Annotated in this window: 18 protein-coding genes and 1 pseudogene; 10 read left to right on the forward strand and 9 right to left on the reverse strand. The window is 59.8% G+C overall.

Annotated features, from left to right (window positions below):
- The first annotated feature begins 174 nt into the window (after positions 1-174).
- Positions 175-1305: a Kelch repeat-containing protein gene (locus ELE36_RS13470; protein WP_129834132.1), complete on the forward strand. Its 1131-nt coding sequence runs from the start codon at positions 175-177 to the stop codon at positions 1303-1305.
- Positions 1306-1426: 121 nt separating this feature from the next.
- Here the strand turns inward: ELE36_RS13470 and ELE36_RS13475 are convergent, their stop codons facing one another.
- Positions 1427-3457 (reverse strand): OPT family oligopeptide transporter, encoded by a 2031-nt coding sequence (locus ELE36_RS13475; RefSeq protein ID WP_129834134.1) that lies wholly within the window; start codon positions 3455-3457, stop codon positions 1427-1429.
- A 294-nt stretch (positions 3458-3751) separates the two neighbouring features.
- Positions 3752-4087: a hypothetical protein gene (locus ELE36_RS13480; RefSeq protein WP_129834136.1), complete on the reverse strand. Its 336-nt coding sequence runs from the start codon at positions 4085-4087 to the stop codon at positions 3752-3754.
- Between the two features lie 145 nt (positions 4088-4232).
- Here ELE36_RS13480 and ELE36_RS13485 point away from each other — a divergent pair, with 145 nt between their 5' ends.
- Both ELE36_RS13485 and ELE36_RS13490 read left to right on the forward strand, forming a co-directional pair.
- Positions 4233-4799 carry an RNA polymerase sigma factor gene (locus tag ELE36_RS13485; RefSeq protein WP_129834138.1) on the forward strand — a complete coding sequence of 189 codons (567 nt, stop codon included), beginning with the start codon at positions 4233-4235 and terminating at the stop codon, positions 4797-4799.
- A complete protein-coding gene (locus tag ELE36_RS13490; protein WP_129834140.1) occupies positions 4796-5239 on the forward strand; it encodes a hypothetical protein in 444 nt (147 codons plus the stop codon). Before ELE36_RS13485 ends, ELE36_RS13490 begins: the two co-directional genes overlap by 4 nt.
- 87 nt (positions 5240-5326) lie before the next feature.
- Here ELE36_RS13490 and ELE36_RS13495 read toward each other — a convergent pair whose 3' ends face one another.
- Positions 5327-10459 carry a M36 family metallopeptidase gene (locus tag ELE36_RS13495; protein ID WP_129834142.1) on the reverse strand — a complete coding sequence of 1711 codons (5133 nt, stop codon included), beginning with the start codon at positions 10457-10459 and terminating at the stop codon, positions 5327-5329.
- 169 nt (positions 10460-10628) lie between these two features.
- Positions 10629-11561 carry an MBL fold metallo-hydrolase gene (locus tag ELE36_RS13500; RefSeq protein WP_207215781.1) on the reverse strand — a complete coding sequence of 311 codons (933 nt, stop codon included), beginning with the start codon at positions 11559-11561 and terminating at the stop codon, positions 10629-10631.
- Positions 11562-11845: 284 nt separating this feature from the next.
- On the opposite strand from ELE36_RS13500, the gene ELE36_RS13505 reads away from it, so the two are divergent.
- The 3 genes and pseudogenes from ELE36_RS13505 (at position 11846) to ELE36_RS21025 (ending at position 15873) form a co-directional block, all read left to right on the forward strand.
- Complete coding sequence (locus ELE36_RS13505; RefSeq protein ID WP_129834144.1) at positions 11846-12571, forward strand: hypothetical protein; 726 nt, start codon at positions 11846-11848, stop codon at positions 12569-12571.
- A gap of 757 nt (positions 12572-13328) precedes the next feature.
- Positions 13329-13427: pseudogene (locus ELE36_RS21210) on the forward strand (exosporium leader peptide); the annotation flags it as partial.
- A 775-nt stretch (positions 13428-14202) separates the two neighbouring features.
- On the forward strand, positions 14203-15873 hold the full coding sequence (locus ELE36_RS21025; protein ID WP_277987050.1) for a beta strand repeat-containing protein: 1671 nt from the start codon (positions 14203-14205) through the stop codon (positions 15871-15873).
- A gap of 66 nt (positions 15874-15939) precedes the next feature.
- Here the strand turns inward: ELE36_RS21025 and ELE36_RS13520 are convergent, their stop codons facing one another.
- The gene (locus tag ELE36_RS13520) at positions 15940-17091 is read right to left on the reverse strand and encodes a glycosyl hydrolase family 18 protein (RefSeq protein ID WP_165371612.1); all 1152 of its coding nucleotides are present in this window, start codon (positions 17089-17091) and stop codon (positions 15940-15942) included.
- A gap of 169 nt (positions 17092-17260) precedes the next feature.
- Positions 17261-17596, reverse strand: coding sequence for an NIPSNAP family protein (locus ELE36_RS13525; RefSeq protein WP_129834150.1), 336 nt, complete (start codon positions 17594-17596; stop codon positions 17261-17263).
- A gap of 79 nt (positions 17597-17675) precedes the next feature.
- On the opposite strand from ELE36_RS13525, the gene ELE36_RS13530 reads away from it, so the two are divergent.
- From ELE36_RS13530 to ELE36_RS13540, 3 genes are all read left to right on the forward strand, one after another.
- Positions 17676-18479 (forward strand): ArsR/SmtB family transcription factor, encoded by an 804-nt coding sequence (locus ELE36_RS13530; RefSeq protein WP_207215782.1) that lies wholly within the window; start codon positions 17676-17678, stop codon positions 18477-18479.
- 78 nt (positions 18480-18557) lie between these two features.
- The gene (locus ELE36_RS13535; protein ID WP_129834153.1) at positions 18558-19541 is read left to right on the forward strand and encodes an ABC transporter ATP-binding protein; all 984 of its coding nucleotides are present in this window, start codon (positions 18558-18560) and stop codon (positions 19539-19541) included.
- A complete protein-coding gene (locus tag ELE36_RS13540; protein WP_129834155.1) occupies positions 19538-20299 on the forward strand; it encodes an ABC transporter permease in 762 nt (253 codons plus the stop codon). Before ELE36_RS13535 ends, ELE36_RS13540 begins: the two co-directional genes overlap by 4 nt.
- A gap of 30 nt (positions 20300-20329) precedes the next feature.
- On the opposite strand, the gene ELE36_RS13545 is transcribed toward ELE36_RS13540, so the two are convergent.
- Positions 20330-20743, reverse strand: a complete 414-nt coding sequence (locus ELE36_RS13545; RefSeq protein WP_340642613.1) for a DUF3224 domain-containing protein — start codon at positions 20741-20743, stop codon at positions 20330-20332.
- A 260-nt stretch (positions 20744-21003) separates the two neighbouring features.
- Between ELE36_RS13545 and ELE36_RS13550 the strand changes: the two genes are divergently transcribed.
- Positions 21004-21816 (forward strand): helix-turn-helix domain-containing protein, encoded by an 813-nt coding sequence (locus ELE36_RS13550; protein WP_129834157.1) that lies wholly within the window; start codon positions 21004-21006, stop codon positions 21814-21816.
- Between the two features lie 17 nt (positions 21817-21833).
- Here ELE36_RS13550 and ELE36_RS13555 read toward each other — a convergent pair whose 3' ends face one another.
- Both ELE36_RS13555 and ELE36_RS13560 read right to left on the reverse strand, forming a co-directional pair.
- The gene (locus tag ELE36_RS13555; RefSeq protein ID WP_129834159.1) at positions 21834-22265 is read right to left on the reverse strand and encodes a hypothetical protein; all 432 of its coding nucleotides are present in this window, start codon (positions 22263-22265) and stop codon (positions 21834-21836) included.
- Position 22266: 1 nt separating this feature from the next.
- Positions 22267-22794 carry a GNAT family N-acetyltransferase gene (locus tag ELE36_RS13560; protein WP_129834161.1) on the reverse strand — a complete coding sequence of 176 codons (528 nt, stop codon included), beginning with the start codon at positions 22792-22794 and terminating at the stop codon, positions 22267-22269.
- Positions 22795-22829: the final 35 nt, after the last annotated feature.

The following is a 22829-nucleotide window of genomic DNA, read 5'->3' on the forward strand; positions in this document are numbered from 1 at the left end:
GCCGCTGGCGTTAGCCCTGCTTACCATCGGTGCGCGGAATCCGCGGTGAGTGCCTCGCTCGATCTATTGGCGCACAATGCCTCTCACGCCGCGCCTTCAACAAGCACCGGCACGTGCGCAATATTCTGTTGCCGTCAGGCCTCAATCCCGAGGTGGTTCGAATCAGGAGAGGTCATGAACATCATGCGTGTCATTCACCGTGTATGCCAAGTTGGCACAACGCTCGTCGGATTGATCCTCGCCGTTTCCGTCGCGCAGGCGGCCACCAACACATGGAGCGCGACGGGGAGCCTCACTACCGCTCGGCAAGGACATACGGCCATACTGTTGCCTTCGGGCAAGGTGCTGATAGCGGGCGGAGCCAATGGCGCTACCTTTCCCGTGAACGCCGAGCTGTATGACCCGGTTTCCGGCACATGGAGCGCAGCGGGCAATTTGGCAACCGGTCGCACAAGCCACACCGCCACGCTGCTGCCATCCGGCAAGGTACTGATCGCGGGTGGCGTCAACTCGGGCTATCTCGACAGCACCGAACTGTATGACCCGGCCAGCAATACCTGGGCGACTCCCGCCAGCATGAGTATCAGCCGCTATGCCCACACTGCCACACTGATGCCATCCGGCAAGGTGCTGGTCGCTGGTGGGACCGGCAGCGGCGGCACCCGGGCCAGCGCCGAGCAGTATGATCCGGCCACGAACACCTGGAGCGCCGCTGGCAATCTCGCTACCGCTCGCGCCATCCATACCGCTACGCTACTGCCCTCCGGCCAGGTGCTGGTCGCGGGAGGCTTCGATAGTGGTACTTTTTTTGCCAGTGCCGAGCGCTATCTGGCCGCCAGCAATACCTGGAGTGCCGCAGCCAGTCTCACCAATAGCCGCTATTACCATACCGCTACGCTGCTGCACTCCGGCAAGGTGCTGGTAGCGGCGGGCCACAACGGTACCACTCTGGTTAGCGCCGGGCGGTATGATCCGGCCGCGGATACTTGGGATATTACCGGCAACCTCGCTATTGCGCGCTATGACCATACCGCCACACTACTGCCCTCCGGGCAGGTGCTGGTCGCGGGTGGCGGCCAAGGGAATTCGGGCATTCCAATCTCCAGTGCCGAGCTGTATGACCCGAGCAGCAACGCCTGGAGTGGCGCCGCCAGCATGAGTCTGGCGCGCAGCGGCCACACGGCAACGATGCTGCCATCCGGTCGGGTTTTGGTTGCAGGTGGCCAAGGCAGTAGCGGCGCACTCGCTACTACCGAGCTGTATTCGCCCGAAGTGATCTTCCGCGACGGATTAGAGTTGCAGTAGGGCGACGGCACACAAGACCTGCCCTGCAGCCGCGACGTGGCGATCGTGAAACCGTACTTTTCTGATCAGCAACACTGCTGCAAACGCATCGGTGTTGCTGATCGAAACTACTGGTTTTGCATCACGCGCTCGGCAGCGCGTGACCCAATCGTCCAACCCAGCGATACAGCGCATACACCACCGCCGCGAATGCGATGCCGCCGATCCATAGCGCCGGGCCTTCGGCGAAAGAATCGCTGACGATCTGCAGCGGATAATCCTTGCCGGAAAACGCAACGAAGGCGGCGATTGCCACACCGAGCAAGCCTTCGCCGACGATCATGCCGGAAGCTAACAGCACACCGAGCTGTTTGGTGCCTTCGGGATTTTTCGCGCTGCGATCGGCGCGGCGGTCGAACCACCAGCCGGCGACCGCGCCAACCACGACCATCAAAGTGCTCTGCGTCGGCAGATAAATTCCGAGCCCCACGGCGAGTGGCGACAGATGCGCCGAGGCGGTCGTGCGGCGCAGCGTTTCGTCGAGCGCGATCATGACGACACCGATTACCGCGCCGATCTGGATCAGGCTCCAGTCGATATTGTTCTGGATCACGCCTTGCGCGAGCGCCGAGATCAAGCCGGCCTGCGGTGCGGGCAACGGATGATCATGGTGCGGGCCCGGCGCGCCGGCAAAACCATAAGCGTGGTTGAGCAGATCGAGAATCGGCGGAATGATCGCCGCGCCGGCAATCACACCGACCACGAGCGCCCATTGCTGTTTCGACGGCGTGGCGTCGACCAGCTGACCGGTTTTTAGATCCTGCAGATTGTTGTTGGCGATCGCCGCCGCCGCGAACACGATCGAGGTAACGAATAGCGCAAACGCAACGAGCGCGTTTTCACTGCCGGGCGGCAACACCGCACGCACGCCGAACACCAGCAGCAGCGCCGCGCCGATCACGACCAGAATACCGATACCCGACAACGGGCTGTTCGACGATCCGATCAGGCCGGCCATATAGCCGCACACCGCCGACACAAAGAAGCTCATGAGCACGATGTAGATCAGTCCGCCGCTGACCAGCAACCACATGTGTTCGGCCATCCCGCCGCCAGCCGTCGATGCAAAATCGGCCAGCAGCCAGCCGATCGGCACTAAACAAAACAACGTGATCAGGCCGACCATGCCGATCGGAATATCCTGCTCGGTACGCGGCAACAAACCCGCATTGCCGGCATTGCGTGCGCGCGATGCCGCCATTGCGGAACTCAGTCCGCTGATTACCGGCTTCACGAGTTTCAGGAGCGTCCAAACGGCGGCGACAGCAATCGTTCCGGCACCGACAAAACGCACCTTGTGGCTCCACGTTGTGAGTGCGAAATCCGCGAGTGGGCCGGTGTCGGTCACTAGCGCCGAAAAATGCGGCACGCCCCAGCCCCAGCCGATGATCGCGCCGACCAGCATCGCCACGCCGACCCACAATCCGACCAGATGACCAACGCCGAACAACGCGAACGACAGAAAAAAATCGAAACCGGTCACGCCACCGCCAGTACCATTGGCACTGCCACCGAGGCGAAAATATTGCACCACATCGCTGGCGAACAAACGTGTCGCGACGACCACTGCAAACACCGCGGAGACGATCGAACCCCACATGACCGCGAGCAATCCTGCGCGATTCGAGGCCACGCCAGCGGCGGCGTCTTCACCCTCGCCTGCGCCGACCTTGAGCACTTCGGCGCAAGCCACACCTTCGGGATACGGCAGGTCGGAATTCGTGACCAGCGCACGTCGTAGCGGAATCGAATACATCACGCCGAGAATGCCGCCGAGCGCACAGATGCAGAAGGAAACCCAGTACGGAAATCCGGTCCACCAGCCGATCATGATCAGCCCGGGCAAGACAAAAATAATCGAGGACAACGTGCCCGCCGCCGAAGCAACGGTCTGCACGATATTGTTTTCCTGCAGCGTGACGCCCTTGAAGCCGCGCAGGATCGCCATCGAGATCACAGCGGCCGGAATCGAGGTGGCGAATGTAAGGCCAGCCTTGAGGCCGAAATAGACGTTGGCCGCAGTGAATACCACGGTGATGATGACGCCCAGAATGAGGCTGCGTGCGGTAAGTTCGTTGCGCGGTTCGGCGCTGGATTGAGCGTTTGTGGTCACGTTGTATTTCCCCGCTGCTGGATGAGTGCGAGTTCTTATGGTGATGAACTCGTATCGGATGCAGCCGTCTGGCCACAGTTGCCGATTGTGGCACTTTTGCGCGCCTTGCCGAAAGCGGCACGCGATACCAGCGCGGAGAAATATTCGAATGAATGAGTGCGGCTTGCGCTCAATCGGTGAGCTTGTGGCTGTAACTTAAAACGCGCGCCATCTTCCAGGCGTCGCCGTCTTTTTTCCAGACATGATGACCGCGCGAGTTTTTGCGAGACTGGAAAATCGCGCTGCCGAAAAACATCAGTCCAGCCGTCGTGCAATCAGGAAAAACGCGAGGTTGCCGATACCGGTCGCAGCAGCCAGCACGGCGATGACACCCGGGGTGATATCGTGCCAGTCGAACAGCTGGATCAAACCGAAACCCGCCGCAAGGCAGATCAGGATCGTGCTCCAGCGCAACGATGCCTGGCGTCGCCGCAACTCCTCGCCCTGCAGGATCGAGCGCAGCATTTCTTCCGAGCCGCCGGTGCGCAGCAACACAGATCGCATGCGCGCATCGATCACGGCCTTGAAGACGTAAGCAATGCTCAGGAACATGGTGACAGGGACGATAATTTGTACAGCTTCGTGACTCATGATGCTCTCCGCGACGGGGGCAATAACCCGGACAGGGGCATAGATACGCGACGCACCACAACGGTTGCAGCGGCGCTACTTGCAACCGAACTTGCAACCGAGCTGTGACTCGGCGTATCTCATGCGCAATGAATGATAACCGCCAATGAATCCCGACCGCCTCCTCGTCGATGCCGTGCTGGGCAAAACCGCGGGCGCGTTCGAACGCCTTGTGCGCGAGTATCAGGGATTGTGCTGGCACATCATTTTTCGCATGGTGCGCCACCCGGAAGACGCGCGCGATTTATGCCAGGAAACCTTCCTGCGCGTACATCAGAACCTGCATCAGTACCGTTACGAAAGCGCGCTGAAATCATGGATCGGCCGCGTCGCATATTCGATCGCGTTGCGCCATCTCGAACGTCAGCGTATTCCGCTGCTGGCTGTTTCCGACGATGAAGAAGAACTCTCGCTGCTCGAAAACATCGGCGACGAATTCGATCTCGAAGCCGCCTGCGCCGATGCGGAAACGGCGACCAACCTGCACATCGCGATCGAAGCGCTGCCGCCGCTGCAGCGCACTGTGCTGACGCTTTATCATCTCGACGAAGTATCGATTCCGGAGATCGCGCAAATCACCGGACTGGCCAGCGGCACGATCAAGAGTCATCTGTTTCGCACGCGTGTACGATTGCGCGAAATGCTCGAATCCGAATCAGGAATCACGCCATGAACAGCGATCCAAACCCAGCGAACAACAACGTCAGCGAACATGAGTGGCAACTGCAGGAACTTGCACTGCACGAAGAACGCACGGGTATCGCGTCCGGTGATAAAAATGCGCGCTTGCAACGTTATCGTTTGCTCGCACGCGTATTGCGCGAACCGTTGCCACAAACCTTGCCGGCGGATTTCGCCGCGCGGCTGGCGCGCTTGGCTGAAGCGGAAATTCAGCGCAGCAAACTGCTCGACCTGCGTTTTGAAAAAGCCCTACTGCTGACGTTTTTGCTGATCTTCGGACTGGCCGTTGCCTTCGTGATCACGCTATATGGCGACGAGTGGCTGCGGTCGATTCCCAGCGTGCATTCATCCGCGATGCAGTGGCTGCTGGCATTGGCGGCATGTATCGGAATTTCGCGAGCGATGCAGCCGTGGCGCAGCAACGTGGCTTGATCGTTGTGCGGTCAATTCACGTTTTTTTGGTGAGTAAGCCTGCGGTTAGCGGCGACATCGTCAGACCGATGTCGCCGCTTTTTCCGATCAGTGCTGGCAGCGACGTGTATTGATCAGCGCAGCCATTGAAAGCAGGCCCAGCATCAACAGCAGTGCGCCCCATATCGACAAGCTCGGCACCGGTTTCGCCGGCTCGGCCACCGCCGCGACGTTGAATACGGTCGCGTTGTTTGGACCGGGCAGCGTCGGATCGTCGCTGACTCCGGTGGTTTCATTCGAGCCGTTCAAGTCGGCATCGTAGGCGAAAATCGCCTGATTGCTCAGCTGATGCCCAGCCGCTGCCGAGGTGATGGTCGCGGTTATGCTGATGGTCACCGTGCCGCCGGCCGCGACGCCGCCATTCCACGTCACCGTGCGCGTGGCAATGGTGGCCAGCGCGACGCCTGAGGTTGCAGTCGCGCTGACCAGCGTCAGGCCCACCGGCAAGATATCCGTGAGCTCGTCGCCGATGTTATCTGTCGATGCCGATGGGCCGGTGTTGGCGAGGACAATGCTGTAGTTCACAGTGCCGCCAACCACGAAACTTCCGCTGACCGTCTTGGTGGCGGAAATCAGCGCGCCACCAACGGCAAACGTGGTCGGATCGGCCGCGCCCGCAACAGCGGGATCATCGGTCAGGCCATTGCTTTCGTTGGTGCCGTTGAGATCGGCATCGTAACTGAAGCTGCCTTGGTTGCTGATCGTGGTACCGAGCGTGCCGCTGTTGATCGTTGCGGTGATTGTGATGGTGACACTACCGGCGGCGGGAATGCTGCCGTTCCATGTCACCGTCTCAGTGCCGGTGTTGGCGACCGCCGTGCCCGCGGTGGCCGTGGCGCTGACCAGAGTCAAACCGGCTGGCAACACATCGCTGAATTCATTGCCGGGATTGTCGCTAGTCGCGGCATTGCCGGCATTCGACAGCACCACGCTGTAGGTCACGGTACCGCCAACCACAAAACTGCCGCTCACGGTCTTGGTTGCCGATACCGCGGCACCGGATACCACGAACGTCGTCGGATTGTTGTTGCCGGCCACGGTCGGATCGTCAGTGACGATCGAGGTTTCGTTGCTTCCGTTCACGTCCGAGTCGTAACTCACACCCGCCTGATTGCTGATGCTCGTGCCGGATGCAACGCCGCTGTTGACTGTGGCGGTGATCGTGATCAATACGCTGCCACCTTGGGCGACGCTGCCATTCCAGGTCACAGTATTGGTGCCGACAGTTGCCACTGCGGTGCCGCTGGTCGCGCTGGCACTGACCAGGGTCAATGTCGCCGGCAGAATATCGCTGAACTCGTTGCCGGCATTGTCGAGCGATGCGACCGAGCCGTTGTTCGAAAGCACAACGGTGTAGGTCACCGTGCCGCCAGCGCTGAAGGTTCCTGCAACGGTCTTGGTCGCGAGGATATTGACGTTGTCGACAATAAATACGGTCGGATCGGTGGCGCCGACGACGCCAGGATCATCGGTCAGCACCGTTGCATCGTTGCTGCCGTCGTTATTTGAATCGTAGTTCACCGTGCCCTGGTTGCTGATCAAGGCACCCTGCGCGCCGGCATTCACGGTCGCGTTGATCGTGATCGTGGTGCTGCCGCCAAGCGGCGCGAGCGTGCCATCCCAGTTGAGCGTGTTGCCAGTTGTGCTGGCAGTTCCTGTCGTTGCGGTGGCGCTAACCAAGGTGAGGCCAGCGGGCAGCACATCGACAAATTCGTGACCGGCATTGTCGCCCTGATTCGCGGTGCCGTTGTTGGTAAGGGTGACGGTGTAGGTAACGCTGCCGCCAACCTTGAAGGTTCCGCTGACGGTTTTGGTTGCGCTAATGCTGACGGTTGGTGCAAATGCGCTGCACGCAAAATGTACCGGCGTCACCAGCATCGACCAGCCACCGAACGTACCATTGCCATCAGTACCGCCGGCGGCCGCATTGAACACGTCGGCCACTAGCGCAGTCCAGGTTCCCTTGCTGCTCTTGCCGTCGTGCCGCGAGAGATTGCCGACCGTATCGGCTGGCAGGCTCGCTGCCACGATCGCGGCCCATGGCGAGTTGTATACCGGCAGCCACGATTTGGTATACGGCGCATTGGGGGTACTGGCCTGCACCATGTCATTCGAAGCAGTGACAGCCACATCGTCGTCGATCACCATATTCGTGATGGTGGTGCCGCCAACATCGTTGAGTCCATCGATCAGCGCGACCAGATCGCTGCCGGTGCCATCAGGCGAACGCAGCATGGCAGTAATGTCGCCCACGCCTGGATGAGTGATCGAATCGATGCGGAAATTGATATCGGCGATTTCGAAATCGTCGGTCACGTTGATCTGATGAAACACGCCGCGCTTGGCGTTGTTGACGATCGTCAACGGCGTGCCGGGCGTACCGGTGTAGGTGACGACCGGATCGGTGCCGGACGCGCCGCCGACACGCACACGAAAGTTGGTGCTGGTGGTGCCGAGATTCGACACCGTGGTGACAGTGAAATCAATCGCGCTGCCGCACAAAACAGTGGAATCGACAGTAAGCATGAAACTGTCGCCGGTGGCGCTGCCTTGCGCCGCGATTGCGCCATAAGTCGATTGATTGTCGTAGATCGTCACGCCCGGCGTGGTCGTGCTCAAGGTTGCAGTCGCGCTGGTAACAGCCTTACTCGCGGCGCGCCACGGATTGCTTAGCTTCACCGTAATCTTGACTGCTTCGCCCGGATCGATCGAGCCGTTGTTGTTGGACAGACTGTCGTCGATAGTGACGTCGGTCGCCGGCGTCAGCACATCGAGAAACGGCACACTGAACGATTCGTGGATGGCTTCGTGACTGCTCAGATATCGGCCCATCACAGCGTAGGGCGCGCGGGCGCCATAACCGAGTCCGCGGTCGGCGAATCCACTCCAGATCGATGCTTCATTCGCACACGCGTTGGTCGCGCAATCGGCCTGCAACACGGCATCACGAGCATCGATGAAAGTCGGATTGATCGGCGTCATCTTCATCGCATCGGTGGCGAGCTGCAGCATCGTATGGCTGCCGGTTGGAACGTCGCCATTCGCACCAGCCGGATCGGCGATCACACGTGCGCGAACTTCCCACAAGGTCAATGCCCATACCTCGCCGATGTTGTGGACTTCCATGCCACCGTTGTTGTTGAAGCCGATCGGATCTGGCGCGATGCCGCCGCTGAGGTTGTTGGTAACGTCATCGACGTCGGCCCAGGTCAGCGGATTCACCGTGTTGTCGGTGGAATATGGAAAACGCCGGATGCCGTAAGTGTAGTTGTCCAGATATGTTGCGGTGAGTTTGTAGGTCGCGTACGCGCCCGAGGCATAACGACCGTTCGGGTTGTTCGCATTCGAGCTGTTCAACAGCGACAACGCATAGAAATCACTCCAGCCCTCGCCCATGCCGCGCGCTGGATCCCAGTTCAAGCCGGCGCCATTGCCGATCAGGCGATTGCTGGTGCCGTGGGTCATTTCATGCATTGACACTTCGGCATCCAGCGCGCCATCACGATCGATCGTCGGGCCAGTGAAGCGATACATCTGCATACGTCCCGAGGTGCCATCTGGCGGCGTCGAGAAATTCGCGTTGTTGGTGCCGGAACCATCGTCTGCATCGCCGTTGACGCGATCGCCGCCCAGCCCCTGAGCGCTGAAGTTGGTCTGCTGGAAATTGCCCGAAGCTTCATCGAAACCGAGTTTGTAGAGTTGGTCGTGATACCAGTTTGTGACGTAAAAAAGGTGCGTCATCATGCCGCGACGGAATTGATCGACCGGCGCGGTACCGCTGGTGCCGTTGCCGGTGGCGGTTTGTCCCGACTCCGGATTTCCGGCCTGTGGCGGTGGCAGATAGTTGGTCTGGAAATCACGCGGCGATGTGCCGAGGAAATCACGATTACGACCGTTCGCATCGGGATTGCCGGTGGCACGACCGCTACCATCAATCACGGTGGCTGCTGCCGTATCACAGATGTTGGCATCGCCGCCCTGAGCTTGATCCATGCAAACGAGCACGTTGTTACCCAGCGTCTGCGTTTCGTTAGCGGTGCAACCACCCGCCGGACAATCGTTGATCCAGCCATTCGGACTCGCCACCGCGTCATATGCTGTGTGCATGCTGACGATGGTCGGGGCGATACCGGGCAGCTGCACACCCGCTGCCGGTGCGGTGGTAGTTTTCGGTGAATTCGGCGCCGGACTGTCCGCCGGCGTGACGCCATCGGCCTGCACGTAAACACGGAAACGCGCGTCGTGCGCCGAAGCGTAATCACGCATGTTCTTCCGCCACAAAACATCACCGGTCTGCGCATCGATCACTGCATACCAGTCAGCTTCACCGGTGGTGAAAACCACGAGCGACCACGCCGGCACCAGCATGCCGGGCGAAAGTGGAAACAAAACCTGGCGTGCGCTGATTTCACCGGCGACATAATCATCGGTTTCGGCCAGCTTGATGCGACCGTCGGTCTCGCTACTGACCGTGAACGATGCGGTGCTTGCAGTGCGGCCTTCGAAGGCCAGCAACTTCACAATCGCCTGCGCCGGAGTCAGCAAGCTGGATGCATCGACTACTGGCGCGAGTGAGCGCGCGTGCGGCATCAGTTGTCCGACGTATTTGGCGAGACGGCCATCGCGAGCGAGCAAAAAGCGCGACTCGCTCTGAAACACCGGACGTCCGTCGATCTGCTGTTCGATGCGCAACATGCGCAGGCCGCTGTCGCCGCCGGCACTGTCGCCGATCGCGACTAGGTCATCCAGATCGGCGCTGGAAAGTCCGAACAAAGCGCCGTTGCCGCGCAGATAATCACGCACGATCGCTTCGCTGCTGCGGCCCGGCGCGGCATCGGTGAGCCAGCCACCATCATTGCTCAGCGCGACCGGCACTCCCGTGAGCGCAGAAAATTTTGTGTTGAGCGCGGGCTTGTTGCGCGACAACGATTTTAATGTGACCGCGCCCGAGGCGACGATATTCTTGGCCGCGACCAGTCCAGCTTCGGCCTTGCCCGGTCGCGCGGCGGTCGCGCTCGCGTAGGAATTTTTCAGATTGACGCGCGCATCCAGCATGCCGGCCTGCGCTTCACTTTTTGTGATTAGCGGTGGCGCTACCAAGGCGTAAGCAGATGAAAACGATACCGTGATTGCGAGTGCGAGCGCAGCGCAAACGCCGCGGCTCAGTGAGAACAAGGCCATTGATTTTCCCCAGCAACGAATTTCGAGAGTGCGACGCAAAACTTAAAGCGAATTTAAGCGCGGAGCTTAACCAATCGTCATACTCGTTGTCACTAGCGGAACGATGTAAATGTCACACTCTTTGACGTTCGCAGCAGAGCGGTCGCATTCGCAAAAAAACAACGAACCGCTAAGGCGCGATACGCAAGCGATCTTCAGCAAAAGTCACGGGACCCGCGTAATTGCGGTGGATCGAGGCCAACACATCGTCATGCGCCTGATCGATGGCGGGATTGAGATGTGTCAGCAATAACGCGCCGACATGCGCGCTGGCGGCCACTTCCCCGATCGATTTCGGCGGCGTGTGCAAGGTGTACAGCGCTTCGGCTGATTGCGGCCGATCAAGCACCACAGTGTTGAACACCAACAAGTTGCAGTGATCGGCGATGCTGCGCAAATTATCCAGCCCTGCCGCATCAATATCGCCGGAAAAAACCACGCTGCGATTCTTGTAATCGATCCGATAAATAATCGACGGCGCATCGTCGTGGTGCCCGGCAATAGCGGTGATTTTCAAACCATCTTTTGCCAACAAAGTTTGCAGCTTGCGCGTGCGAGATAACGTTGCACCGATATCGGTCGTAACGATCGTGATCGGTGCAGAAAAATCCGCAAGGTAGGCGAACGCGCCGTGCTTGCCGAATAGCAGATCAACGAAACGTTTGGTCGATGGAAATTTGCCCGCGCCGCTCGGCCCGAAGACATGAAAATTGATGGCACCGCGACTCGCTACAGCCCGAGCCTTGAAGATGCCAGGCAGCTCGGCGCTATGATCGATATGCAAATGCGTGAGCAGAATCCGATCGAGTCGATCCAGCGAAAGTTTCGTTTCGCCCAGGCGCGCGAATGCGCCAGAACCGGCATCGATGAGAATTCTCGGTATGCCGTCCAGTAAGACGACAAAACTCGACGATGCCCGCCCTACCGCGCCCGGCCCGCCGGAACCCAGCACGACCAATTCGAGTACTGGTGGCGGCGGCATCGGTGCATCCGCTTTGGGCGCACCGGTTTGCGCGAACGCATGCGGCGCCAAATAAAACAGCAAGAACAAAATCGATTTCAAGACCGTCCGCAATCGTGCCGTTGCGCTCGCCCTTGTAGGAGTTGACATGCAGACTTCCTTTTTTGATAAACCGTGAGAAATACAGGCATCGCCCTCGCACTCGCGAAGCTGGACGACACAACAGCATCAGGCTTTCAACAATAATCGTTTGGCGTGCAAAGCGCGTGTTCTGTCCAGCGCATCTAACTCCCGGAAATTTGCCAACGTTGTACTTTCTGCGCGGCGCATGATTAGATGCGTGCGAATTCGGGGGGATTATGAAATTACTCAAACTTGTCTTGCGGATGCTCTTCGGCGCTCTGCTGTTTTCGTCTGCGCCGCTGCTGGCGCAAGTCGTTGTGCCGGCCTCGGCCAGCTTCAGTCTCAACGGTGGATCGATCGATCTGGCCGGCTCAAATCTGCAGGTTGCGGGCACGTTCGATGTCGCTGCTGGCGCGATCCAGAATGCCGCAAATATCGGTATCCTCGCGGGCGGCGCGATCAACGGCGGCAGCGGCACGATCACGCTGTTCGGCGACTTCTCAAACGTCGGCAGTTTCACTGCCGGTAGCAGCCATGTGAACTTTGTCGACGGCGCGCTCGCCCAGTCGAACATCACCGGCAATACCACGTTCGCCAACCTGAGTTTTGTCAGCCTCACCGGCAAATCCTATGTGTTCGGCGTCGGCAGCACGCAGAGTATTCAGAGCCAGTTGCAGATTCTCGGCACAGCCGGCTTCGGCATCCAGATCAAGAGTTCGACGGCGGGCCAGGTCGCTTTCATCAACTTGCTCGCAGGCGGTACGCAGGACATCAACTATGTCGGCGTATCGAACGTGCACGCCATCGGCATTCATCTCGCGCCGAGCTTGACCAACGATGGCGGCACGGGCGATTCCTTCGGCTGGTTTGCGGCAGTCGCACCCACAGTGGCTACCCCGATCCCGACCTTGTCGTTCGGCATGCTGTTGCTGCTGGCCTTGGCTTTCTCAGGCATGGCGTTTGCCGCGCTGCGCCGTTCGTTCAAATAACTTCAAACAGATTCCGGAGATCGTCATGTCGCCACTATCCCTGCGCCACTCACTGCTCTCATTTGCCATCGCCAACGCGCTGACGGTATCGGTCGCCGCGGCGCAGAACATCACGGTCACGCCGCCAAGCGGTGGTGACTTCGTGATCTCCAGCGGCAATCTCGTTATCAGCGGATTGCCGAGCGCAACCACGCAAACCGATCCGCTGTGTTTCAACATGACCAACGGAGCTGTAGGCGCATGCGCGGCAGGTTCGTTGATCGGCCCCACGGGTGCAACAGGTGCGGTTGGGCCGACCGGTGATATTGGCGCTACTGGACTGACCGGACCGATCGGCAATACCGGCGCGAGCGGGCCGACCGGCGCCACAGGCCTGATCGGCGCGGCCGGCAATACCGGCGTAACGGGCGCTACCGGCAATCTCGGCGTAACCGGAGCGACCGGTGCCGCCAGCACCGTTGTCGGCCCAACCGGTGCGACTGGCATCGCAGGTGCCACCGGCAGTATCGGAGCGACCGGCTCGACGGGCGCCATCGGTAATACCGGTGCGGCAAGCACCATCGCCGGTCCGACGGGGATCACGGGAGCAATCGGAATTACCGGGCCCACCGGTTCCATCGGCAGTACCGGCGCAACCGGCGCCACGAGCACAGTTGCTGGCCCAACGGGAAATACCGGCGCCATCGGATTCACCGGGCCGACCGGGGCAACCGGCAGCACGGGCGCAACCGGCGCGACCAGCACGATCGCCGGCCCGACAGGCGTGACCGGTGCAACGGGTGCGACTGGATCGACGGGCGCGACGGGCGCGACGGGCGCTGCAAGTTCGATACCCGGTCCCGCCGGCGCCACGGGTGCGACCGGTTCCAACGGCAATACCGGGCAAACGGGCGCCACCGGAGCAAACAGCTCCGTGCCAGGCCCCGCTGGTGCGACGGGTGCCGCAGGTGCGACCGGTGCTGCGGGCAGCTCCGCGAGCGGCGCGGCCCCCGCCGGAATTCCATTCGGCACATTCGGCCACACGATCAGTAGCGGTGGCTGGATATTCTCGGCGGTATCGAATACGGGTGCGGGTGGTTTCGCTAACACAACCATGACGATGTCGCCGACTGCCTGCACCGGCAGCTTCACTATTTATTCCTACCTACCGATTACGAACGTGACCTACTACCTGTTTCCGCTGACTCCAGTGGTGAACAGCAATGCCGCGACACCCGGAACTGCACTGGCGAATTGCACCATCGCTGCCGCATGGAGCAGCGGCCCGCCGCAGACGTGTTCCGTAGCGAGTTTCGCTCTCCCGGCAAATACGCCCATCGCATTTGGCGTTACCACGGACAACACCGGCGCAGCAAAAAATACCAGCCTCACTGCAAGCTTCAACGAGGTGATTTCATCCTTCTCGTGTAAATAAAGCACTCGAAAATGTGCGGGGAATTTTTCAAGCCACAACACACTGCCCTCGTTCATGACGGGTTAGTCGGCTGAAAGTTGCACGCGCGGCATTCGGAGCAATGCCGCGTTTTTTTGAAATGCCGAATTGTTGATCCCCGGATGGATCCCGTATTCGCACGGTTTTTGCGATTAGCTCCATCTTCCGTCCAATTATGCAGATCACTGGGGATATCGATATGAATCGAACTTTCTTGCGCCAATCGCTGCTGACGTTTGCCATCGCCAATGCGTTGACTGTATCGGCGGCAGTGGCGCAGAACATCACGGTGACACCACCGAGCGGCGGTGACTTCGCAATCTCCAGCGGCAATCTCGTCATCAGCGCATTGCCGAGCGCAACGACGCAAACCGATCCGCTGTGTTTCAACATGACCACTGGCGTCGTCGGTGCGTGCGCGGCGGGCTCGTTGATCGGCCCCACCGGCGCAACAGGCGTTACCGGTGCGACCGGTGATATCGGCGCCACCGGATCAATCGGCAACATCGGCGCGATCGGTCCAACCGGCGCCATCGGTGTGACCGGTGCGAGCGGCAATACGGGTGTGACGGGCGCCACAGGAAACACAGGTGCCATCGGCAATACCGGATCTACTGGACCGACAGGCGCAACGGGTGCAACGGGCGCGGCAAGCACTGTGGCGGGTCCTACCGGTGCCGCTGGCGCGACCGGTATTGTCGGGCCAACCGGTTCACCCGGCAGCATCGGCGCTACGGGCGCAACAAGCACGGTCGCCGGCCCCACTGGAGTTACTGGCGCGCCGGGATTGGTCGGGGCGACCGGCGCCCTCGGCAGCACCGGCGCAACCGGCGCCACCAGCACGGTCGCTGGCCCCATCGGCGCAACGGGTGCAGCCGGATTAACCGGTGCGACCGGTGCAGCAAGCACGGTCGCCGGCCCGGCGGGCGCCACCGGTGTCGCGGGTCCGGCTGGCCCAACCGGCGCGGCGGGAACCGCCAATCTGTACGGCGATGGTTCCGACGGCGCCGGCAATTTCGCCACAGCAGACTGGACTAGCGCGCCGCCGAACAACACGCTGCAGTTCACCACGCTCACCATCACCGGCACGGTGACAGTGCCCAGCGGTCTGGTTATTCGGGCCACTGGCAATGTATCGATTTCCGGGCAGATCAAGGTTGCCGGCAACACCAATGCGGGCAGTGGAATCGGCTCGAGTGCCGGGAAAAAGGCTGCCAACAGTGTTGTGACAGGCGGTGGCGCCATCAATACGCAATTCGCCCGACTGTTTGTTCTGCCGGGTCAGGCGGGCGGCGGGGTTGGGCCTTATATCAACGCCACCATCGAAGCGGATACCGCTGGCGGTGGCACGATCGTGATCGTGTCCGCTGGGTCCATTACGATCAACAGCGGTGCCTCCATTCATGCCGACGGGGCCGCCGGCACGCCATCTGTTCTGGCGTCGCCGGGCCCACCCGTTAACGGCGGAAGTGTAGGTGGTGGCGGCGGTGGCGGTGGGGTTATCGTGCTTGCCGCGAAAAGCAGCATTATCAACAACGGCACGATTTCCGCAGTCGGTGGACCCGGCGCAAATGCCCTGACCGATCCTACACTCGGCACCGGCGCATCCGGTGGCGGCGGCGGCGGCTTGGTCAATCTGCTTGCACCAACCTTCACTGGCTCAGGCACAACCACCGTGGCTGGTGGCGCAGCAGGTAGCGGTACCAACTCCGGCGGCAACGGATATGGTGGTAGCGGAGGTGGTTCGGGTGGTTCGGGTGGAAGCTCGGGAAGCAGCGTAGCCGCGACTGCCGGCACAACGGGCCAAAGCTATAGCAAGGTTACAACCGACCCTTCAACCTTGTTCGTGGCGCCTGTGCACATCCAGTAGCGTCCACATGTCGATCAAAAAAAGCCCGGCCGCAAGCCGGGCTTTTTTTATGTCTTCAGCGCAAGCTCAATGGGTCGGACGAAACGCCGTACTCACTGCGTCGAGCAAAACATTCTGTTGACCGACCGATGCGGTCGATACGTAACCCTGCCCTATCGTCCAGATGATCGTGCCACCAAGTCCATTGCGATTGGCATAAGCGCCCTTGGCGGCGACCGAGGTCGGATCTTCGTAGGACAAAAAGTTGCAAGCGTTCGGCCCGATACCGGCCGTCAATCCGAGCCACGGCATTTCGGCCGTGGTGTCGTAGTGGTAATTCGCCGCATTAGCCGGCGTGGCGTACTGGGTGACGATAGTGCTGTAGCTGAACGTGTTGTCGCTGCCGAAGATCGTGCCCGCGCCGATCACCTGACGCGGGCCGGTCACGCCATGCCAGCACACGCCGTAAAACCCGATGCCGATACCGAGCTTGCTGCGCGGCACACCAGAGGCGAGATAAAAATCCACGCTGCTGTCGATCGAACTCGGCGTGGTGGCGGACTCGCCGTGTAGCGCCGAGGTGAACCAGCTTTTCCAGCCATCCGCGCCCCACTCCATGTCGTAGGACATGATATTGATCTGGTCGAACAGCGGCGCGATCGTGCCGAAGAAAGAGTCCGAAAACTGGTAGTTCGGATTGGTCCAAGCTACTGGCACGGTGAGGATCATGTTCGGTCGTGCGCTGCGCAGCGTGGTGGCGAGCGCGGTGAAACTGGCGTAGTCGCCCGAGTTCAGCGGCTCCCAATCAAGGTCCAGACCATCTGCACCGACGCTATCCATCGTACTGAGCAGATGCGTGACGAAAGCCGCGCGATTCGTTGTATTCGCAGCCCCTTGCCAGCCGGCGAGAGAGCCGGCGCCGCCGACCATCAGCGTCGCCTTGCGACCCGCCGTGTGCGCCGCCGATGCAACGCCATTGGCCCACAATGGCCCATTGCTCACATCAATATCGTAAGTCGTATTCAGCGTGCCATTGCTGTTCGGCACGACCGGGCCGATGACGATGTGGCTCATCGCCGCGTAATCGATATTGGCGGTCGGATACATCGTCTTCTGATAACCGACGTGATAACCCGTCACCCAGACCGGGTCGAATCCGGCAGCGAAAACGGTATCGTTGGCGAATACAGGTGCCGTAACGACCAGCAGCAGCAAAAGCAAAATCGTGCGAAGCGACATGCGCGGTCTCTCTGAATTTTTCATGCAGCAAACTCGCTCGCACGCTGCTTGCGCATACGTCAAACGATTGCCGCCTATTGCCCCTGTGCCAACAGTATCGCAGTTTTTGAGTCGTGAAAATTTTGCCGCCGCTCACGTCGCTGGAGAGCGCCCGATCAGGTCAGCGCGATCAGACCAGCGTCGAAGGCAAGCCGAAAGTGCCGTCGACAATTTCGACGAAACTGCGTTCTTCGCGCAAGATGAATTTTTTGCTCCGCGACAGCGCAAAATTCGCGCGCGATTCCGCATCAGTTTTCAAGCGCGCGCGATACTCCTCATAAGCCGCGAGGCTCGCAAATGCGATCAATCCCCACGCGATGTCGTTAGTGCCTTCGTGCGGCAGAAAATAGCCGACCAAATGACCTCCGCAACGCGGAATGATGCGCCCCCAGTTTTCGGCGTATTGCCTGAAATCGTCGCGCTGGAACGGATCGATTTGATAGCGGATAAAGCAGGTGATGGTCATGGAGTTTTTCCTGATGGAAGGCTCGATCGACGTATCGCAACCGGCCAGCAACATCGCGCCGAGCGTAAGAGTGGCCTGAATGCTGCGGCGGCGACTTGCCTGCGCTGGCGAGAGTTTTTCCGGTGGCATGACGCGCAGTTTGCGGTTGCCGATGCAGCAACGATTCGTCTACGATGAAACTATGAATGCTGATGTCCATATCGACACGTCGGTGTCACGCATCGCCGCGGCGATCGGTGAACCCGCGCGCGCGCGAATGCTGTACAGCTTGCTCGATGGCCGCGCCCGCACCAGCACGGAACTGGCGATCGTGGCCGAAGTCAGTCCGTCGACGGCGAGCGTGCATCTGGCGCAATTGAAGGAATTGCAACTCGTCGATGTACTCGCGCAAGGCAAGCATCGCTACTACAGTCTGCACGGCGCCCATGTCGCCGCCGCACTCGAAGCATTGGTCGTGGTTGCCGGTGCGAGCCGCCACAGGTTTGTGCCAAGCACACCGAGTCGATTGCGCAATGCGCGCACTTGCTACGATCACATGGCCGGCGCCGTGGCCGTTGCGTTGCATGATCGTTTTATCGAGCTAGGCTGGTTATCGACCGATGCGATCGACATCACCGCGTATGATCTCGGCAGCGACGGTGTGATCGCGCTGGGCAAGCTGGGCATCGATATCGCCGCCACGCGCAATCTTCGTCGCCGTTTTGCGTGCGCGTGTGTTGATTGGAGCGAAAGGCGCCCCCACATCGGCGGTGCAATCGGCGCCGCGTTGCTTTATGTCGCACGCAAACGGCGCTGGGTCATCCCGGATCTGGACAGTCGCGCGCTGCGTGTGACGCCCGTGGGAAAACGCGAAATGCAGCAACGATTCGGCTTGCCGGACTGATCCGCCAACATGCTATACGCGACTCGCCGGATCGTGGTGAAACGCATATCATTCGATATTCGATGAGACTGGAAACCCATGTCATCAACACTGAGCTCGACCACCAGCCATAACGCAAACGCCGAACCGATCGTGTCGGTATCCGGCCTCGGCAAAACTTATTCCAGTGGTTTCCAAGCGCTGAAAAAAATCGATCTGACGATTCGCCGCGGCGAGATTTTTGCGCTGCTCGGGCCGAACGGCGCGGGCAAGACCACGCTGATCAATATCATCTGCGGCATCGTCAATCCGAGCGAGGGCACGGTGCTCGCCGACGGTCACGACATCGTGCGCGATTATCGCGCCGCGCGCACCAAGATTGGCCTCGTACCACAGGAATTGCACACCGATGCATTCGAGAGTGTGTGGGCCACGGTGAACTTCAGTCGCGGCCTTTTTGGCAAGCCACCGAATCCGGTCTATCTGGAAAAGGTACTGCGCGACTTGTCGTTGTGGGACAAGAAAGACAGCAAGATCATGACGCTTTCCGGCGGTATGAAACGACGCGTGCTGATCGCCAAGGCGCTATCGCACGAGCCGCGAATTTTGTTTCTCGACGAACCTACCGCCGGCGTGGATGTCGAGCTGCGCCGCGACATGTGGCAGATGGTACGTGCGCTGCGCGAGAGCGGCGTGACCATCATTCTGACCACGCATTACATCGAGGAAGCCGAAGAAATGGCCGACCGCATCGGCGTGATCAGCAAGGGGGAAATCATCCTCGTCGAAGACAAGGCCGTGCTGATGCGCAAGCTCGGCAAGAAACAGCTGATCCTGCAATTGCAGAGTCCGCTCGAACGCGTCCCCGAAAGTCTCGCGAGCTACGCGCTGGAGCTGTCAGCCGATGGCAACACGCTCACTTACACTTTCGATGTGCAGAGTGAACAGACCGGCATCGCGACGTTGCTGCGCCAGCTTGGCGAGCACGGTATCGACTTCAAGGATCTGCATTCGAGCGAGAGTTCGCTCGAGGATATTTTCGTGAGTCTGGTGCGATCGAATGGCAATGGAGCACGCGCATGAACCTGCACGCAATCCGCGCGATCTACCGCTTCGAAATGGCGCGCACATTTCGCACCTTGATGCAGAGCATCGCCTCGCCAGTGCTTTCGACATCGTTGTATTTTGTCGTGTTCGGTGCGGCGATCGGATCGCGCATGGGCGTGGTCGATGGCATCAGCTACGGCGCGTTCATCATCCCCGGCCTGATCATGTTGTCGCTGCTCAACGAGAGTATTTCCAACGCGTCGTTCGGCATCTACATGCCGAAATGGTCGGGCACGATTTACGAGTTGTTGTCGGCGCCGGTTTCCTACGTTGAAGTCGTGCTCGGTTATGTTGGTGCGGCCGCGACCAAGTCGGTAATGCTCGGCATCCTCATCCTGATCACGGCGCGCTTGTTCGTGCCATACGAGATCGCGCATCCGTTCTGGATGGCGTGTTTCCTCGTGCTCACCGCGGTGACCTTCAGTCTGTTCGGATTCATCATCGGCCTGTGGGCGGACGATTTCCAGAAACTGCAAATCGTGCCATTGCTGGTGGTCACGCCGTTGACCTTTCTCGGCGGCGCGTTCTACTCGATCAACATGCTGCCGCCGATCTGGCAGAAGATCACCTTGTTCAATCCGGTGGTGTATCTGATCAGCGGATTCCGTTGGAGTTTCTACGGCGTGGCCGATGTCAACGTCGTGGTCAGCGCAGCCATGACACTGGGCTTCCTTGCCCTGTGCCTCGCGGCCGTGTGGTGGATATTCAAGACCGGCTACAAACTGCGCACCTGATCGTTCACACCTGCGCGACGGAAAACCTGTTCAAGGCGTTGGTGCGATCGTGTAATCGAACGCATACGAATGTTTGCCGTCGGCGATGATGATCGTCATTGCGCCGCTCAAGCCAGCCAGCTCGCCGGTGCCGGAATCCGGCACCACGATGATGTTCAGCGCGGGCGTTCCGCGCGTCATCGTCGCGTTGTGCTGCAGCACAAAACTGCCGCTGCGGCCGTGCAAGGTTCCGCTGACTTTCTCGATCGCGACATAACCCGCAGAACCCGGCGTGCCGCCCATCGCGCTGAGCATCTCGCCTTTGCTGCTCGCTTCGAGATCGCCATGGAATTGCTTGTCGATCGACATGCGCCCGAGCGTGGCGCCTTCGACTTTATCCTCCACGGCCAGCACCTGCGGGCTGAGTTTTACATCGAACGGTCCTGCTGCGTGCATGGTTGTCATGGCTGTCTCCGGTGCTGATAGGGTTGGAATTAGTGCGCGTTTCGGCGCCTGGGTGGTGCAGCTAGCGAGCAAGATAGCGCTAGCCGCAACGATGATCGCACTGACTGCGAGGAATCGGTTTTTCATGAATGCTCCGTTATGCTGCTGCGGTGTGCAAGGCATTCAAACAGGATTGGCATGTACCGTATTGGAAAAACGCGACCGCGAAAAAAACGATGTGGTGATTTGCGGTTCGGCTGCCGATTCGAGAATCGAAATTCATGAGCTCCAGCGTCGGCAATGCCCGCGGCGTATTGCGCCACGCATCGGCAGCGGGCGCATTCGAGCATGCGCGTATTGCGCCGGATGCCAGCCTGCGCGATTTCATCGAACATTTCTGGATGGTGCGCTGGGATTTGCGCGGCCATACGCCACAGTTGCAGGAAACGCTGCCGCATCCGAACGTGCATATCGTCTTCGAGCGCGAGAAGACACGCATCTTCGGGGTGCACACCGCACGCTTTTCAAAGCTGCTTGAAGGTCAAGGTTGTGCGTTCGGTGTGAAGTTTCGACCCGGCGGTTTTTATCCGTTCCTGCAACGACCGTTGTCGACCATCGCCGATGGCTCGATCTCGCTGCAGGACGTTTTCGGCAGCACCGCCGATACTTTGGAAAACGAGGTGTTCGCGAATACGGATGTCTCCGGCATGATCGCGGTGGCGACGCAATTCCTGCGCGCGCATGCGCCGCCAGCCGATCCGAATGCCGATCGTATTGCGGCTATCGTCGCGCGCATCGTTGACGATCGCAGCCTGACCAGTGTCGATGATCTCGCGAGTCGCAACGGATTGAACAAACGCAGCCTGCAACGCCTGTTCAAGCAATACGTCGGCGTCAGCCCGAAATGGGTGATCAACCGTTATCGATTGCACGACGCAATCGAGCTGTTGGCGTCGGGTGAAACGATCGACGGGCCGCGTCTCGCACTGGAGCTGGGTTATTTCGACCAAGCGCATTTCATTCGCGACTTCAAGAAATTGATCGGTCGCTCGCCCGCAGATTATCGCCGCGTAGCGGGCAGCGCAAAATCTTGACTACGCAATGTGAACAATTATTTTTGCGGCGGCCCGATATCGAGCAGCGTGCGCAGACTGACACTGGAATCGCCGACGATACCAAGCAGCCAGAAACACAGGCCCGAGAACGCGCCCCAGCCAAGTAATTCGAGCGCATTCACGGCGCTGAAAGCCTGCAGATGCGGCGGCGTATCTATCCACCAATACAACAGCAGCGCCGGTACGCTGCAGACAGCACCGGCCAGCGCCAGCGACCACCCATCGAGCCGATGCAGCCGACGCAACAGCAACACGATCGGCAAACCCAACAGCCACGCACTCGGATAGGTCAGCAACAAACCGATCGGCAGCGACCACGGTTCGGCGAAAAACAGCGTCGCATAAAACGGCGGCAGCAACGGCGTGAACAGCAGCGCGAAAAGGATCCGACGCAAGGGCGGCGTAGCGGATTTTTGCGTCACAACCACGCTAGATATCCATGACCAGCATGACGTCGTCGTAATTCTTGCCACCGACATTGAAAACACGCTCGCCGATTTTCCGAAAACCTTGGCGGATATAAAACGCGATCGCGTCGTGATTATTTGCGTAGACGCCTAGCAATAGACGCGGCGCATCGACCAACTTCGCCTGCGAAATCGCTTCTGCCATCAGCCGCTTGCCGACGCCGCTACCATGAAAACGATGCAACAAATAAATCCGTTTGACCTCAAGATCGTCGGCATGCAAATCGGCAAGTGGCAGCGTCGATTTTGCCAACACCAGATAACCGATCGGTGCGTTCCCGACCTCGGTTTCCGCGATCCAGATCGATGTTGTGGCGTCTTGCAACCACGCATCATAAACGCGTGTTGCGTGCTGCGATTCGCAATGCGCAAGAATGCTCGTACCATCGAGAATGCCGGCAAACGTTTCCAGAAATGTCGCTTGACCGAGCAGCGCAAGCGCGCTCGCATCGATCGGATTGCAGCGTCGAATGTTGAAGCGATCGGCCATGTTTTCTGCTGCGGTGAGAGCCGAGATGAAACTGC

It is taken from the genome of Pseudolysobacter antarcticus (assembly GCF_004168365.1).
In the GTDB taxonomy this organism is placed as follows: Bacteria; Pseudomonadota; Gammaproteobacteria; order Xanthomonadales; family Rhodanobacteraceae; genus Pseudolysobacter; species Pseudolysobacter antarcticus.